This window comes from Arenibacter palladensis (genome assembly GCF_900129275.1).
In the GTDB taxonomy this organism is placed as follows: Bacteria; Bacteroidota; Bacteroidia; order Flavobacteriales; family Flavobacteriaceae; genus Arenibacter; species Arenibacter palladensis.
Map to the genome: position 1 here is coordinate 1,207,702 of NZ_FQUX01000001.1, position 16,577 is coordinate 1,224,278.

Consider the following 16,577-nt stretch of genomic DNA (forward strand, 5'->3'; position numbering starts at 1 on the left):
TACTTTAATTTTTAAGCATAATTATGTCCATTACTCTGTCGTACATTGTATCTGAAAATGTGAATTGGGCAATACCATAGTCACCATATGAATTGTCATCCTTTCGGTAAAGTAAACAATTGGGATTGTTTTTCCTTGCTTCCATTAATTCAACAATGTATTCGCCTTTAAGATTATATTTTCTGTAAAGGAAATGTTCCATTGATTCATATTCAAATGAATAATATTTCTCATACTCTTTGTCTACATTAATCAATTCCGAAGTTATACTGTCATACATTCTTGAAAACATATTCAGTGAATATCCATCTTTTGCACCAGTCCGTTCAATAAAAATTTCCTTTGTCAAATTCTTATTAATCAACAGCAGTGATTTGTAAAAGTCATAACCTAATTTCATATGAACTGATAAATTGTTTAATTGCTTTAATCAATATTTCGTTTTTACTTTCCAATGCTTTAGTGAGATGTATTTTCCCTTGTTCAGCATGTCGGAAAAAATATTTCTCATAGGTTGATTGAATATTCCAACGGTCTTTATTAGTAAACATGTAAATCAAGAGTTCAAAAAGTTTTTCATAATACAATACATCATCTGCTTCTCTCTTTTCCAAAATGTCATCTATTTGATTAACCAAATTTTCTTGACTTATTAATCTTGAATGTCCCCATCTGTCTGTTCCAAATTTGTTTACAAAACAATTTGCATATTGCTCTGAGTTAAGTTCTCTTAACAACTCAAAAAGAAATTCAATACTTAGGTTTTTATAGTAGGCGGTATTGTATCGGATTATGAGATTCCATATAATGGAATCACTATATCGTTCATTGTTTAACAATTTTTCCTTTAGAATTTTCTTGTCCTCTTTGGTTACCTGAGAATCTTTAAGTGAGAAAATACATTTTGAAAATACTGCTTCAAACCAAGGTTGCTTGATTAGGATTTCATGGAGTGATTTATCTAAACCTTTTCTTGATACATAAAACAGAAAGGTGCTGCATCCTTCAAGTAATGGGGATTTATCGTTAACTTGACTTTCAATAAAGGAAGCAAATTCTTCAACTGATTTTTTGTAAAGAACTTCAACTAAGTATCGTGAGATTAAAAAATCTCTAAACTCATCAAATGTAAAATTTACAACTTCGGAAGAAGTGAAAATTCCTTTCTCGTCAGTTTGAATATCTCTTTTTACAAGTATATTTTCATCCAAAAATCGGACATACATTTCTCTGTCGTTAGGGTCGGCAATAATTTTATCAAGAGGAACATTCACATAGGTCTTTTCCTGAATCATAAATTCAACAACACTTTGAATAAAATTCTTGATGTCAAAATTGCCTGATACTTTGAATTCATCATTGCTCTTTAATCGCTTGTTTATTTCCTCACTTTTTATTTCATAGTATTTTTCAAACAGTTCCTCTTTGTAAATATTTTCAATACTTTCAAGTTTCTGGTTTTGGTATGCTTCGCAAAAAATCCTTAGCAGAAGAAAATTTTCTACAAGTTGTTCATGTGCCTTGTTAGAAATTCCATGATGTTCAATTTTGAAGTGATTGAAATATATGTGCAGCAGTTTTTTCTTTAAATCATCGTCTGGACGTTGACTAAGTAGTGAAGTTATTTTTTTTGTCTCCTTCTTAAATGAAGATGCTTCAAGATTGGAAAAATTTTGCTCGTAATATTCAGTACGACAACTAAGAACAATTTTTACAAAATCATGTTCAAGCAATTCAGAAACGAAAGTTTCTAAATTCTGGCTTAACAGTTTTGAGTTATAGTTTTCATTAATACCGTCAATAACCAAAACGAAAAATTTACTCTGTTCATAGCAAAGTGTTTTAAGGTTGTTTAGGAATTCCTCAAAAGCGTAGTTCGGTGAGTCGGGAAAAATTCTTTGCAATAACGACTGCCTTAAATCGTTTGCATTGACTTCTGTTCCTGTGAGAAAAGCTGTTGGTATTTCTCTTTTGAGTAAAAAGTTTTCAGAAAAATCACAAAGGAAATTTGTCTTTCCTTGTCCTGCTGTTTCTGTAATCAAAGCAACCCTTGCTCTTAGGAATTCTAAATCATCAATTCTGTCTCTGAACTTAGATTCAAATTTATATTTCTCATTTGAGCCAATTTTTATGTCTGTTATTTCTTGCCGTTTGCTAACTAAGTAATCGTGCCACTTTGAAATTAGTGCTGTGCAGTTGCTTACAGTCATTTCTCCATTAGCTGGCTTCAACTTTTCAAAATCATAATTGAATAGTGAGTGCTTTTTCTTTGCAAGGAAATTGTTAAAGTAGCGGAAATCAAGTATGCTACTTTCATAAAAACATTTCTCTGAGTAGAAAACAGAATCGCACAAGTATCTCAAATCATCTTTCTGTTCTCCTGTCTCAATGAAAGTGTTTTGAAGATACTTTCCTGAGTTGATTTGTTTTTTAAGTTGTCTGTTTACTTGTGCCTTTAATGCCTGTGAAATTTTCTCAGGTGTAAGTTTCTTGCTCTCATTATCTGCAACCAAAGATTCAACAGAAGTTCTGATTGAAGTTGTGTCCGTTTTTACGGATACAACTAATGCTGTAACTTCTTCTATTGACTTGCTAATATCAAAGATTTGGTTTTTGTAATTTTCATCAATAAATAGTTTTTTTAAAACGGTGTCAGCATTTAACTTTTCTGTGAATAGCGAGTAAAAATCTTCTAAGTCTTTTGGGGTTGGTTGAATGATTTTAGGGAATTTGTTGAAGTCGTCTTTGATTTCGTCTAGAGTCCCTTTTTTAAATAACACATATAATGTTAAGTGTTCAAAGAATATTTGGGAATGGTAAAAAGGGAACATACCATTGGAACTATCGTATTTATGGTTTTGCTCAAAATCTTCGATGGTTTCGTAGATGATTTTTACTAGCTGATTTTTGTACTTCTTCTCAGGGAATAGTAATTTTTTGAACCTGCCATAACCTTCCTCCTTAATAAATTGGTCAACACATTTAAGTGAGACATAAGTAATTATTGTAAGTGTTACCGGTTCCATTTAAGTCCGCTAGTTTTATAATTCATTGCTCTAGTGTCGTTTTTTGCTTGCCTATAACATACGAATATAGCAACTTGTACCTATATTCCCATTTTAGATAAATTGCTTTTTAATACATTTCCATGTATAAAAAATCCTATTAATTCCGTAAAATTTTCGTAGGTGAGCAGTGGGGGGAGTACTACAACCAAAAGTGGGCTTCTAACCTTCTAAGATAGGAAATTTTGGTTCTCGGATTTGGGGAATCGATAAAGTCCAAAATTCTTCGGCGAATTACCTTTTTCAGTAATCAGTTCACAGTAGTCAGTTTTCAGTAAATGGGAATCAGCGATGTTGGCTTACAATGAAAAGTGGACATAGCAGCCACTTCAATACGATCCCAATTGCATGGACAGCCAATGATAACAAAAATATAATCATGATTTTGCACCAAAGGGAATTACTTGCTTATTATTGTAAACTGTTAACCGTAATAACTGCCAGTACCTATGAGAACTAGAGTCGCTTTTTTGTTTTTTATTATTTTGAGCGTTTCATTACAATCCCAAGATATATCCCAATTACACTTTAATACCAACAAGGAATTTAAGGTAGTACAGTTTACGGATACCCATATTAATGTGGAGAGCGGTAAAAACGTGGATGCGTTTACCACCATAAAAAAGATTATGGCCATAGAAAAGCCAGATCTGGTAGTCCTAACAGGGGATGTTGCCACCGATGGCAATCCGGAAAAAACATACAAGGAATTTGAAGCTATTTTTACCGAAGCCAAGATGCCCTGGATCGTTACCCTTGGAAATCACGATTCCCAAGCCGATCTTTCCAGAAAAGAAGTGGCCGACTTCCTTCAGAATTTAAATTATTGCCTAAACAATGACCAGGGGGATACCTATGGTAACTCCAATTTTGTAGTTCCTGTCCGCAGTGCCGACAATAAAAATAAGGCCCTTATTTACATCATGGATTCCAATGCCTATAGCACCCTAAAACCCGAGGTGGACGGTTGGGGCTGGTTTGATAATAGTCAAGTAAGCTGGTACAAGGAAAAAAGTAGGGAATTCACCCAGATGAACAACGACCAGCCGCTACCGGCCATTGCTTTTTTTCATATTCCGTTGCCTGAATATTACCAGGCGTGGAAGAACAAAGAAGTAAAGGCCATAGGAAAACGTAAGGAGCAGGAATGTGGCCCGGAAATTAATACGGGCATGTTTGCCGCCATGTTGGAAGCCAAGGATGTGATGGGCACTTTTGTGGGCCACGATCACAATAACGATTATATAGGGGTGCATTATAATATGGCCTTGGCCTATGGCAGGGTTACCAAAACCAAAACCTATAACAAAGCTCCTGTAGAAGGGGCAAGAATAATTGTTTTGAAAGAGGGGAAACGTAGTTTTGATACCTGGATACGGGAGGTAAACGGAAAAAAAGTCTATCCCTGTACCTGGCCGGATTCTTTTGTGGAATAGATGGGTTGTAAAAGGTTGGACGGACTTCCTCCCAGCCCTCCCGCAATGGCATTAAAATGTGAGGTTGAGCATATCGAGCTTTGGGGAGAGATTTATTACAACATATTCAATTGCCGAAGGATGTTCTTGGTGATATCTTTTCTACAGGCGCCAAAATCGGAATTTTTATCGGTCCTATTTTTGATCAGTCTGGTGGCAAAAAAATAAACATTATCACTTCGTTCCAAATAACCTACCCACCAACCGGTATCTTTACCGCCATCCCTGGTCCAACCAGTCTTGGCCCGTAATGTATACTCTGCCGTCTGTTCCTGGACCATCATATCTTTTAGGATCTGAAAGGAAGTCTTTTTAAAGGGTAGGGTTTCTTCATACACCCCAATTAAAATGGCTACTTGATTGGCAGGGGAAATGGCCAAATTTCCAAAATTCCAGAAATCGTCATCGTTTATTGACAGGTCGGTGTTGCCATAATTGGAAGCCTCCAAATAGGGCTTGTATTTTTCCTTTCCAATTTTTTTTGCCAACTCAACATATACCCAGCCCGCCGAGGTTGTAAAAGCCTCTTTCATGGACATATCGTGATAAATATCGGGGCGATAACCGTATTTAGTGGTATCCGTGGCCCCCGGCCAATTAATTATGTCATTTTCATCTTTAACCACCCCCGTCTCCAGGGCGATTAAAGTGTTGATGATTTTAAAGGTGGAAGCGGGCAAAGTGCCTTTGTGGCTGTCCTCAATATCACTTGAAATCCATTTTTGGGCCTGGTAATCATAAATTGTTGTACTTCCTTTTATATTGCAGTCGCTAAAAGGTTTGGACAGTTCCTCTTGGCCGAACAAGTAGAAAAAACTGCAATTTAAAACAGCGGCCACAAGCACTATTTTCGTCATTGTTTCCTTATAAATAAATGTGTTGAAAGGGATGTTGTACACTCATTTTCTTAAATCCGCAAGGCCCACTTATTAAGCGGGCCTATTGGATATTCAGCATATTACAGGTCCTAAATCCGTTGGACCTAGGTCGCTACTTTTTATATTCTTTACAATTGGATCTTAGTACCCATTACCTTTAAAAATTCCCTTATAAAACTGGGATGTGCCGGCCAGGCTGGGGAGGTAACCAAGTTGCCATCTACAAAAGCCCCATCTACGGGAATGGATTGAAATTCCCCACCCGCCAAAGTTACTTCCGGCCCCACAGCTGGATAGGCGGTAAGCTTTCTTCCTTTTACAACACCGGCAGCGGTCAAAATTTGAATGCCATGGCAGATGGCGGCAACAGGTTTGTTGGTGGTGAAAAAGTGTTGTACTATTTCGAGCACCTTTTTGTTCAATCGCAAATATTCTGGCGCCCTTCCTCCAGCAATCACCAAACCATCATAGTCGGACACCTTTACATCTGCAAAGCTGTAGTTCAAGGCAAAATTATGACCTGGCTTTTCCGTGTAGGTCTGGTCGCCTTCAAAATCGTGTATGGCCGTTTTTACGATGTCCCCCTTTTTCTTGTCCGGGCAAACGGTATGTACGGTGTATCCTACCATTTCCAGCATTTGAAATGGGACCATGGTTTCATAATCTTCAGTGAAATCTCCAGTTAAAAACAATACTTTTTTCATTGTTATTATTTAGGGTTAAAAAATTATTTGCGCTGTTTTATGGGTATTAAACCTATTAAGGAGGAAGGCCGGTGGCCCTGTTCTTAATATTTACCCTTCAAGTTAGTAAATATTTGGTTTGCTTGAGGCCCAGTTATTTTGGAGATGCGTTAGGATTAGGGTGTAATACGTTGTTTTTGAATCATTTAATGTAGTAGGTCCTTTTAAAAATTAACCTTCTTTTAATACACTTTTGTTGTTTTGTTGGCATTACAGGGTTGGTGTAACTAAAGTTCAAAGTTCAAAGTTTCAAGTTCCAGGTTGAAAGTTGAGTTGAAACAGCAACAGCACCTTCCTTTGGATTTGTGCCATGTCAGAAGACTTTGCACAGCATGGATCAAATTCCCCCTACTTGGGAGGGGGCTAGGGGGAGCAATTGGAAATCGACGTTCTCCCGTTATAGAAATGTTTTGCTCTATTAAAAGGGCTTCTTGTTACCTTTTTAATTAAATTACAACGCATCCACTACTTTAGTCGAGAATCAAATTCCCCCTCCTTGGGAGGGGGCTAGGGGGAGGACTTCAAGGTAGGATAATCTACCTCACCAAAAGCAATCTCTTCACTCAACAAACTGATTGTCGCACTATGCCTACCTGCCGGCTAGGTATTCTTGCTATGACCTTATAAGGTCAGGTAGAGTGTCCCGATAGTTAACGGGAGAGAACTATAAGGCGAAACCTACATTCTTTCTTTCTAAACCGCTGACAGCCTACCAGCCTCCTTTAATACCCTTTCCGCTTGGGCCATGTGGCGCTGATTGTGGTAGATGACCACCCTAAAGGTGTCTCCCAATCTAAGCTTGATCCATTTTGAAATGGAAATGCCCGTTTTGGTCTTGGTGAGGTCTACCTCTTTGGATTTGTCCAATAGGTTGAGGATGGCTTGTTGTTGGTTCAAAAATTTTTTAACCGTATCCATGTTCAGCTTACTGCCTACGGGGTCCATGGACTTAAATGTTTTCATTTTGTTCAGCTTTTTCTGGGGAAGCATGGTTTTGGCAAAATAGTTGCCCAACCATCCGCTTTTGAAATTTTCTGCTGGCCTCTGATGGGAAGATGCTATCCGCTTTTCAATTTCAGGAATATAGTAATCCCCATAGCGGTTTAAGTGTTCCAAGCATTCCAAAATACTCCAACTGTCAGGGGAGGATTTCCAATTTAAAATTTCCAAAGGCAAGGGTGTAAAGCCCTCGGCCTTGTTTTTGTTTTCTTGGGTACGCTCCAATAAATCCTGCAATAAATCCTTAGAAAGCATGTCTTTATTTTTTATGGCAAAAATTGGCATTTTAAAGCTCTAAAACATTGATCGAAATCAAGATTTTTTAATCCTTGAAAGCGTTTCCGGGGTCATTCGTAAATAGGAAGCTATGTATTTGTGGGGTATTTCCTGAAAGAGTTGGGGAGAGCGTTTCAGTACCCTCATATATCTTTCCAAGGGAGACACGGTCAAAATATCCCGCTCCCTTTCCATTTGCTGCAACACCAATTGCTCCAGCATTAGTTGCCAGATGGAGGTATTTTCTGGGGTGGATTTCATAAAATCCATGAAAGTGGCCTTGTCAATGACTTTAACGGTGGTTTTTTTCAGTGCCTGTATGTAGAGGTCGGAAGGTTTTTCATCCAAAAAGGAATCCAGAGCAGTAATAAAATTATGGGTATAGCCGAACCTAATGGTGTGTTCCTCATTTTCCTCCACCACATAAATTCTTAAACTTCCCTGTACCACCCAATAGAGGTTGGTGTCCTTACTGCCCTTTACCTTTAGAAACTGGTTTCTATCCAATTCCATGACTTTGGTCCATAACCCTTTGCGTTCTATGCTCTCAACGAGGTCGGTAATTGGAGTCATTTTTAAGGGATTAGGGATTGGTGGTCATTACTATTTTTCCCTTGTGCTTTGCGTCACCAAAATACTGGATCAATCGTCCCGCATCTTCCAATGGGTATGGGCCATCTATTTGGCATCGAATTTTCTGTTGGGCAAGCAGATCACAGATATATTCCAACCCAATATTCGATTTTAGGGCGAGTATCTTCAACCTCTTGGAACTGAATAGGGGTACAAGTTTTCCCCACAGCAATAACCCTATAAGGTTGAAAGGCTTGCCGCCTATACTTACATATCGCCCGGTGGGGTTTAAGGCTTTGAGGTAGCTAAGGGAAGCTTTGTTGGACCTACAATCCAGGATGAGATCGTACCGTTCCCCGGCCTTGGTGAAATTCACCTTTTTATAGTCCAGCACATGGTCAAAACCAAGCGATGTCATCATGGCCAATTTTTCTTGGGAATCCACTCCTGTAACCTCACAATTATACAGTTTGGCAATTTGTAGGCCAATGGTTCCTACGCCACCGCCGCCACCGTTGATCAGAACTTTTTGGCCTTCATTTATTTTCCCTAGTTCCCTTAGGGCCTGTAACGCCAGGCAGGAGGCATGTGGAATGGCTGCGGCTTCCTCAAAACTTAAAGCCTGGGGTTTTTGGACCACCGCCTTTTCGTTAATACTGATATATTCCGCAAAGGAGCCAAAACCAAAATCCGCGGTGTCGCCCATAACCGCATCCCCAATCTTGAACTTCGTGGCCTTCGCCCCCAAAGCCGCGATGGTGCCCGATAATTCCATGCCCAAGCCATGTTTTGGTTTAAATAGCCCGAAAAATATTCGGTATAGATAGGGTTTGCCCCTAACTAGGCTCCAGTCGTAGTCGTTTACGGTGGTGGCATGGACCTTTATTAAGATCTCATGTTCCTTGGGCGAGGGTGTAGGAACTTCGGTTATCCTAACCACTTTTTCGGGTGGGCCATAGGTTTCACATCTAATAGCTTTCATCTGTATCTATTGTTGTCCTAAGTTAATCATTTGATTCTAATGGGCTTCTCAAAATCTTCGGTAATAGTATAGGGCATTTTCCATATGTCGCCATTAAAATTGCCAAAATAGAGTTCGGATTTACTGGATTGGTGCGAATGTCCATCGGCCCAGAAAAAGCAAAAAGGGGATTTGAAATTTACGGCTTTGCGTACATAGGAATGACTCATGTCACTACGTTCCGTCAATACCTTGATTTTTTTCCAGGTTGCCCCTTGGTCTACCGACTGCCACACGGCCAATTCCCCACCAACTCCCCAATCCTGGGCCCCTTGTTCCGTAGGCCCTACAATTTTCCAATGGTCTTGGCTAATAAAGAGACTTCCCATATCATAATTGTGGTCGGAGGTGGTTACCACGGAGGTTTGCCATTCCGAGCCGGTCCATTTGGTAATGCACCATTCGTAGGGGGCGCTTTTGGGGCCAGGCTCGTGGCCATTACTTCTAATATGTAGGCAGGCAGGATAACCTTCCGCAGTAAAGCTCATATCTTTTAGGTACACATTTTTTTCTTGGGAGGCGTAATCTACCGCTTTGGAGGGGCTGTCCAGTTGCTCCACAGGAATAGGTATTTTTATGCCATTAACGGTGGTCCAGGTGGCCCCAAAGTCGGCCGATTGAAGGTAGTACAGGTCCGTCCTTTTATCCACATTGCCATTGGGGTGTCTGTTTAGGAAAGTTCCTAAAAGTTTGCCATTATAAAGGTCGCTCACTTGGTAGTGGCCGGACTTTTCACCTTCCTTTTCAGGGATGGCGGCGAGCAATCTATCCTCGGTCCAAGAGATGCCGTCCTTACTGGTTTCATAATAGAGTTGACGTACCCCGGTATATTTTGTAAAAAAATGAAAAAAGCCAAAATCGGTATACCTAGGTTGTGGGTAGGTCATTTCCTCTTCCGTAATCTGTACAAATTCCTGTATGGAATAGGGTGTTTTGCTTTTATATTTATAACCTGGCCTGTTAGTACCCCTTCCACTGATAAACACCCATATATAGCCCGAAGCATCGATTAGGATGGAAGGGTTGTCATGCGGGTCATCCACGCCATTTTTGTCGAATACAACAGTAGGACGTGAGACCATTTCCGTTTTATGGTCGAACTCCCCGATCATACAGAGCAGGTGGTGTTCATCTTCTGATGGGGTACCCCCATAGACAAAAAACGTTTTTTCTACTTCAGGGGCATAAATGGCCAAGGGTACATGCTTTGCGGTATAGGTGCCCAGTGCTCCCGAGTATTTGTCCCCATACTCGTACTTCTGGTTTAATTGGAACCAAATGCCTCGGTAGCCGTTTATTTTGGTGTTGGTCAAGTTTTGGCCAAAGGTATTTCCCACAAAAGAAATAATAAAAATAAGGGCCAATAAGTTGAAGTTTGTTTGAGCTTTAATACGTGTCATTTTCCTATTTTGTTTTGCTAAAGCATTTTTTTTTGATGCCTCCCGGACCGATATATTCACCTGTCTCTTGAAACCCAAACTTTTTATAAAGGGCTATTGCCGGTGCATTGGCCCAACCGGTTTCTACAATAAGGGTCTCGGAATCGTCATAATCTTCAACGAACAATAACAGCTTACGGGCAATTCCCTGCCTAAAATATTTTGGATGTACCACCAGGCTACAGATATCCAGACTGTTTTTAAGTTGGTCTATTTCAACTGCAGCGGCCAAAACATCTTCTTTCCACAGACCAAAAAATTGGGTAGTGCTATTTTGAAATTCCGAAATGCTTCTGTGTAAAGGTGGAAAATCCGTAACGTCCAGTAATTCAGCCTCGATGCGATAGGAGACTTGGAAAAGCGCATGGAGTTTTTCTGCATTGGAAATTTCGGAAGGGACTATTTTTTTGATCATTGACGGTTAAGGACAGCCTTAATTGTAGAATACAGTTGCTAATGGAATCTCTAATATAGCAATTCTTTGTCTCTCCTGGTGGTTGTGGGTTTCAAGGTTTCAGGTTCAAAGTTAAAAGTCCGAAGTCTGTCACTTATAACCTGCCTGCCGTAGGAAGGTGGCTTCTGCGACTAAAGGAGGAGAAGACCGTAGGGATTGAAGGCTCAAGACCTTGGTGCATTGACCAAAGTATTGTGAATACTTTAGTTTTAATATTCTATTTAAGGATAGGTTTGTTCCCCCTCCTTGGGAGGGGGCTAGGGGGAGGGCTTTAAGGCAAGATGGTCTTGATCATTTTCGACTGCTATATCCAGATTGCTCCGCAGTGCCTATCATGTAATAGGCAGACTCTCAATGACAAAATAATGTAAGGCCGAGGGCTGTTTCAAAAAAGGATGAACTTCTCCCAAGATGTACGATATTTTCTCGCTATGTTCTCTTAGCGGAATAGGTAAGGAAAATATTGTGGTTTTTTTCTAGAATATCAATCCGAAATCTATTGCAATGCCTCTTTAGAAATAGCAAAAGTATCTGTTTCAGTTACCTTCCTAAATTATATATGGCCCTGTCTAATTCAATTTACCTAAAGATTAGGATTCTAAGGTGTTATTTTTTATTCACCGTATAAACACCTCCAGCAACCAAAAGTATACCTAAACCTAAATAGAGATATCCCTGTTGTTTGCTCCCTTTATCTGAAACATCGAGTTCTATATCCAACACCTTTATAGAGGCCCCACTATTTTCTATTTTATTCAAACCTGTATACCCTAGGGCCAAGCCACCAATTATTAGAAGGATTCCGATTATTTTTTTAGTATTCATAGTTGGTTATTTAACGCTAAATATCAACAAAAGTTTATGAACCTTGTAATAATGATGGTAATGAAAACAGGCTTTGGACCCTATTTAATCATCCCCAAATTAATGACTTCCTGTTCGGTAAGATGTCTCCAATGCCCACGGGGAAGATCTTTTTTGGTGAGGCCGGCATAGACCACCCTATCCAATTTTACGACCTCGTATTCCAATTCCTCAAAGATTCGGCGTACAATTTTGTTACGGGTGCTTTTCAATTCTATCCCTACCTCGCGCTTGGGTGCGTTTTCAATAAAACTAACATCGTCTACCTTAACAACGCTGTCGTCTATAGAAATGCCTTCCTTGATCTTAATAAGGTCTTCGCCCCTTAAGTTTTTGTTCAGTTCTACATGGTATATTTTACGAAGTCCGTTTTTCGGTTTTGTAAGTCGCTTCGTCATTTCCCCATCATTCGTAAATAATAAGAGACCTGTAGTGTTCTTGTCCATTCTCCCTACCACCGAAAGTTTGGATTTGGAAGCATTGGAAATAAGGGAAGCCACAGTTCTTTTGCCGTGCTCATCCTTTGGAGAGGTAACAAAATCCTTGGGCTTGTTCAGCAGCACGTACTCCTTTTTCTCTGGATTTAGCAAGCGGCCATCAAATTTTACTTCATCGGTCAGTTTTACCTTGTAGCCCATTTCGGTAATTGGCTTGCCATTTACAGTGATGTTACCGGCAGCAATATAAATATCCGCGTCCCTGCGCGAACATACCCCAGAGTTGGCTACATAACGATTTAGACGCATTACGTTGGGATCGGATGGCGGCTTTGCTTCCATTTTCTTTCTTATAGGTGCGTTGCCCCGTGCATGGCTCTTTTTTCTAAAAGTGCCCCCTTGTCTTCCTGATGCTTTTTTGTCGTTATTGGAATCTGACCTACTCATATGTACTATAATTTATTGCAAAGGTAGCAAAGGAAATGGTATGTTTAAGCTATTGTAGCGGTTATTAGTGATTCTTAGAGAATTCTGTTCAATACCAGATCCACATTGATCAATAAAATACTGAACACTCCCAGTATAATGATCAGCTTTAGAATGTTATGCAGCCATACGTAGTGTTTTTTGCTGTTCGATTTTACCAAAAGGACTAAAAATCCCATCAACAAAAAAATACAGCCAATAAAATAGAGGTACATATAGCCTACATCAAAATATTCGATCAGGAGAAAGGAGGGAAGCAGTGTTAGGCCTATCAAAATAGCGATACAGGTCTTGGAAAACTTGGCGCCGTACAATATGGGAATGGTCTTATAGTTTTGGGCCATATCCCCGGCCATATTTTCCAGGTCTTTGATCATTTCCCTAGCCAATATCAATAGGAAAAGAAAAAGGGCATGCACGAAAATTACAGTGTCGAAGTTCTTATAGTATACAAAAACGGCGAAAAAGGGGGCAATGGCCAAGGTGGCCGAAACAAAATTGCCCAAAAAAGGAACTTTCTTTAGTTTGTGGGAATAGAACCAAATGCCAAAAATATAGGCAGAAAAGAATACAACCGCCTTAAAGGAAACATAACTGGCAAAGATTACCGAAAGAAAATTTAGTACAAAGTAAGTGGTTAGTTTAGTACGCTGACTAACCAAACGATCCAGCATACTCTTTCTAGGCTTATTGATCAGGTCCTTTTCCGCATCGTAGAAATTGTTGATGATATATCCTGCCGCAATGACCAGGGCGGAACTGAGCACAATAACAAATAGGTTTCCGTCAAAAACAACCTTTCTTAGGGGTAAATGGGGAGCTAAAATATAAATGGAGGCCAGGTACTGGGCCAAAATGATCATAAGAATGTTGTATCCCCTGACCACAGAAAACAGGCTCAGAAACTTTAATAGCAAGAGCTTGTTTTTTCTACTAAGCATAAAGGAGGTTGTTAGAAGTTGTATACCACTTCTAAATTATAGCCCTTCAAGGCTTTTTTGGCTTTGTTGATGTCTTCGGTAAATCCTAAAATATAGCCTCCGCCACCGGAGCCACAGAGTTTTAAATAATAGTCGTTGGTGTCTATTCCCTGTTTCCATAGTTTATGGAATTCCACAGGTATCATGGGCTTGAAATTATCAAGAACCACATGCGACAACTGTTTTAAATTCCCGAACAATGATTTTACGTTCCCGTTTATAAAATCCTCTACGCAGGCATCCGTATGCTTAATAAACTGATCCTTTAGCATGGCCCGGAATCCTTCATGTTTCATTTGTTCCATGAACAAATGTACCATAGGGGCTGTTTCACCCGTACTACCACTGTCCAACAGGAATACGGCTCCCTTGCCATCCAAGTTTTGTGATGGAATGCTGGTAGATTCTATATTGTCTTGTGAATTTATAAGTATGGGCAGGCTTAGATAGCTGTTCAAGGGGTCAAGGCCCGAAGACTTACCGTGGAAAAACGATTCCATTTTCCCGAAAATAGTCTTCAATTTTAATAATTTCTCCCTGGTAAGATTCTCTAAAACGGTAATTTTTTCAATGGCATATTTATCGTAAATGGCCGCCACTAGGGCACCACTACTACCTACGCCATATCCCTGCGGAATGGAACTGTCAAAATACATTCCGCCAGCTACATCCTTGTTCAATGCCTCCAGATCAAAAGTTACCAATTCGTGGTCTTTCTGCTGCAGGTCTTTCAAATATTCTGCAAAGGCCCTAAGGCTGGCGTTCGACTTCTTTGCCGCCTCGGAATCCTTGTTTTTTGATTTTAGTGCTCCCTTAAAAAAATTATAGGGTATGGAAAGCCCTTTGGAATCCTTTATGATTCCATATTCCCCAAAAAGTAAAATTTTAGAGTAAAATAACGGTCCTTTCATTTCTTTAAGATAAACATAAATAATTAAAATTCTTGCAAAGGCATTAAAATAACAACAGATGCAATTGAACAATTAACGTAATATACCGCTATTAATTATTCATTTTTCATATGAAAATTACAGCTTTTTTGCCCCATTTCCAATTTGATCGCAAATATACTGCCCGTTTTCACAATATGCAACCAACTCATTACTAATAAATTGATAAACTTCTTGCTTTTCGTTTTCAGGATATAGCACATGCACATTTGCCCCCGCATCCAATGTAAAACATACATGGGTTTTGGACGATGCCCGAAAGGCCCATATTTTATTGATAATCTCCAAGGTATTGGGTTTCATCAATATAAAATACGGCATGCTGGTCATCATCATAGCGTGTAAGGTGAGGGCTTCACTTTCTACTATTTTGATAAATTCCAATAAATTTCCCTCTTCAAAAACCCTTTTTAATTTGGTCAGATTTTTATGCGCTTGGTCGAACCGTTGTTCCGCAAATGGGTGATCGTGCATTAAATTATGGCCAAGACTGCTGCTCACTTGTTTGGATCCTTTGTCTACCAAAAGGATGGTATCCTGATAATTTTTAAAAATGGGGTGTACTTTATAGGGATATCTTATGGCATAAAGATCGGAACTGTTTATAGTGTCTTTATGTAATCCCCATTGCATGATGTCCCCATCAATACTCCTGCAGGCACTCCCAGACCCCAATCGGGCCAAAAAAGAAGCTTTTCTTTTAAAAAAATCGGTATCCATATGGGGGTTCAGTTCCCTTTCCAATTCCATAAGGCACAGTGCCAAGGCAGACATTCCACTGGCTGAGGAGGCAATACCACTGCTGTGGGGAAAGGAATTGGAGGTCTCTATGGTAAAATGATAGGCCTTTAAAAAGGGTAAATAGGGTTCCGTTCTCTTAAGAAAGGTGCTTATTTTAGGTTTAAAATCCTCTTTGGGGCTGCCTTCGAATAAAAGGTCGAAAGAAAAGTCGGATGCCTTATTTTTTAATTTTTTATAGCTGAGGGTTGTGGTGGTAGCACAGGTGTCCAGGGTAAAGCTGATGGATGGGTTGGCGGGAATCTGATGTTCCTTTTTCCCCCAGTATTTTACCAAGGCGATATTGCTGGGCGATTTATAAGTAACTTTTCCTTCCGTTATGTCTGTGGTGTAAGAGGAAGGGACAAAGTCTTTATCGGTCATATTGGAAACAATTTTTGCAAAGATAGCTTTTAAGTAGTTTTACTGTAGATCCTGTTAAAATAAATTGTTAATTTAGGGCGTAAACAACCAATCCTTGAAAAAGCAACTTACCTATATCGCAATTTCAGTCACCGTGTGCCTAATCATAGGATTTTTATCCAGTTTTGCTACACAATCTTCGGTAAATGATTGGTATTTGGAATTGAATAAGCCGAGTTTTAATCCGCCCAATTGGATTTTTGCCCCCGTCTGGACCGTGCTCTATATAATGATGGGAGTAGCTGCCGGGATTGTTTGGGCAAAAGGGTTTTATCATATTTGGGTAAAAACGGCCTTATATCATTTCGGTATTCAATTGCTGTTCAATGCGCTTTGGAGCATTATTTTCTTTGGGTTTAAGAATCCTTTCGCTGCCTTACTGGTTATTCTGGCGCTTTTGGTACTTTTAATCTTTACAATTAAGTGGTTTAAAGTGGTGAGTACCACAGCTGCCTATTTATTGATCCCATATCTGCTTTGGGTATGTTTTGCCACCGCCCTGAATTATAAGATTTGGGAATTGAATTAACTTTTTTTCTTGCCTTGTATTGAAAGTGTAAGAGAAAAGACCCTTCTTCACTAGGTGGTCCTTAAAATCTCGTGATTTTATGGACCGATGCCATTTCATCTTCACGACGGAAGAAGAATCACTTGACAATAGACTACCGGTACAAAATACAGGAGTATTCAAAACGGACATTGATTTATAAACACTATATGGATTGATGGAACAAAGA

General features: G+C 39.4%; 16 protein-coding genes. 2 read left to right on the forward strand and 14 right to left on the reverse strand.

What is annotated here, in order from left to right; genetic code table 11:
* Positions 1-4 precede the first annotated feature (4 nt).
* Together BUA60_RS04865 and BUA60_RS04870 are read right to left on the reverse strand one after the other, a co-directional pair.
* Complete coding sequence (locus BUA60_RS04865; RefSeq protein WP_072860562.1) at positions 5-400, reverse strand: hypothetical protein; 396 nt, start codon at positions 398-400, stop codon at positions 5-7.
* Positions 384-3,026, reverse strand: a complete 2,643-nt coding sequence (locus BUA60_RS04870; protein ID WP_072860563.1) for an NACHT domain-containing protein — start codon at positions 3,024-3,026, stop codon at positions 384-386. The genes BUA60_RS04865 and BUA60_RS04870 overlap by 17 nt, the downstream gene beginning before the upstream one ends.
* 488 nt (positions 3,027-3,514) lie before the next feature.
* Here BUA60_RS04870 and BUA60_RS04875 point away from each other — a divergent pair, with 488 nt between their 5' ends.
* Entirely contained in the window at positions 3,515-4,501 is a 987-nt protein-coding gene (locus BUA60_RS04875; protein WP_072860564.1) for a metallophosphoesterase family protein, read from the forward strand.
* A gap of 95 nt (positions 4,502-4,596) precedes the next feature.
* Here the strand turns inward: BUA60_RS04875 and BUA60_RS04880 are convergent, their stop codons facing one another.
* The 12 genes from BUA60_RS04880 to BUA60_RS04935 all read right to left on the reverse strand — a co-directional run bounded on the left by BUA60_RS04880 (position 4,597) and on the right by BUA60_RS04935 (position 15,801).
* Positions 4,597-5,397, reverse strand: a complete 801-nt coding sequence (locus BUA60_RS04880; RefSeq protein WP_072860565.1) for a penicillin-binding transpeptidase domain-containing protein — start codon at positions 5,395-5,397, stop codon at positions 4,597-4,599.
* Positions 5,398-5,546: 149 nt separating this feature from the next.
* Positions 5,547-6,122, reverse strand: coding sequence for a DJ-1/PfpI family protein (locus tag BUA60_RS04885; RefSeq protein WP_072860566.1), 576 nt, complete (start codon positions 6,120-6,122; stop codon positions 5,547-5,549).
* A 732-nt stretch (positions 6,123-6,854) separates the two neighbouring features.
* Positions 6,855-7,415, reverse strand: a complete 561-nt coding sequence (locus BUA60_RS04890; RefSeq protein ID WP_072860867.1) for a DinB family protein — start codon at positions 7,413-7,415, stop codon at positions 6,855-6,857.
* Positions 7,416-7,472: 57 nt separating this feature from the next.
* Positions 7,473-8,009, reverse strand: a complete 537-nt coding sequence (locus BUA60_RS04895) for a Crp/Fnr family transcriptional regulator (RefSeq protein ID WP_072860567.1) — start codon at positions 8,007-8,009, stop codon at positions 7,473-7,475.
* Positions 8,010-8,019: 10 nt separating this feature from the next.
* A complete protein-coding gene (locus BUA60_RS04900) occupies positions 8,020-8,991 on the reverse strand; it encodes an NAD(P)-dependent alcohol dehydrogenase (protein ID WP_072860568.1) in 972 nt (323 codons plus the stop codon).
* 26 nt (positions 8,992-9,017) lie between these two features.
* Positions 9,018-10,430 carry a BNR-4 repeat-containing protein gene (locus BUA60_RS04905; RefSeq protein ID WP_072860569.1) on the reverse strand — a complete coding sequence of 471 codons (1,413 nt, stop codon included), beginning with the start codon at positions 10,428-10,430 and terminating at the stop codon, positions 9,018-9,020.
* Between the two features lie 4 nt (positions 10,431-10,434).
* Positions 10,435-10,884 carry a GNAT family N-acetyltransferase gene (locus BUA60_RS04910; protein ID WP_072860570.1) on the reverse strand — a complete coding sequence of 150 codons (450 nt, stop codon included), beginning with the start codon at positions 10,882-10,884 and terminating at the stop codon, positions 10,435-10,437.
* A 645-nt stretch (positions 10,885-11,529) separates the two neighbouring features.
* Positions 11,530-11,748 (reverse strand): hypothetical protein, encoded by a 219-nt coding sequence (locus BUA60_RS04915; RefSeq protein ID WP_072860571.1) that lies wholly within the window; start codon positions 11,746-11,748, stop codon positions 11,530-11,532.
* A gap of 80 nt (positions 11,749-11,828) precedes the next feature.
* Positions 11,829-12,671, reverse strand: a complete 843-nt coding sequence (locus tag BUA60_RS04920) for a pseudouridine synthase (protein WP_072860572.1) — start codon at positions 12,669-12,671, stop codon at positions 11,829-11,831.
* 74 nt (positions 12,672-12,745) lie between these two features.
* Positions 12,746-13,651, reverse strand: a complete 906-nt coding sequence (locus tag BUA60_RS04925; RefSeq protein WP_072860573.1) for a geranylgeranylglycerol-phosphate geranylgeranyltransferase — start codon at positions 13,649-13,651, stop codon at positions 12,746-12,748.
* An 11-nt stretch (positions 13,652-13,662) separates the two neighbouring features.
* Positions 13,663-14,601 (reverse strand): mevalonate kinase family protein, encoded by a 939-nt coding sequence (locus BUA60_RS04930; protein WP_072860574.1) that lies wholly within the window; start codon positions 14,599-14,601, stop codon positions 13,663-13,665.
* 117 nt (positions 14,602-14,718) lie between these two features.
* Positions 14,719-15,801: a diphosphomevalonate decarboxylase gene (locus BUA60_RS04935; protein ID WP_072860575.1), complete on the reverse strand. Its 1,083-nt coding sequence runs from the start codon at positions 15,799-15,801 to the stop codon at positions 14,719-14,721.
* 94 nt (positions 15,802-15,895) lie between these two features.
* On the opposite strand from BUA60_RS04935, the gene BUA60_RS04940 reads away from it, so the two are divergent.
* The gene (locus BUA60_RS04940; RefSeq protein ID WP_072860576.1) at positions 15,896-16,369 is read left to right on the forward strand and encodes a TspO/MBR family protein; all 474 of its coding nucleotides are present in this window, start codon (positions 15,896-15,898) and stop codon (positions 16,367-16,369) included.
* The last annotated feature ends 208 nt before the right edge of the window (positions 16,370-16,577 follow it).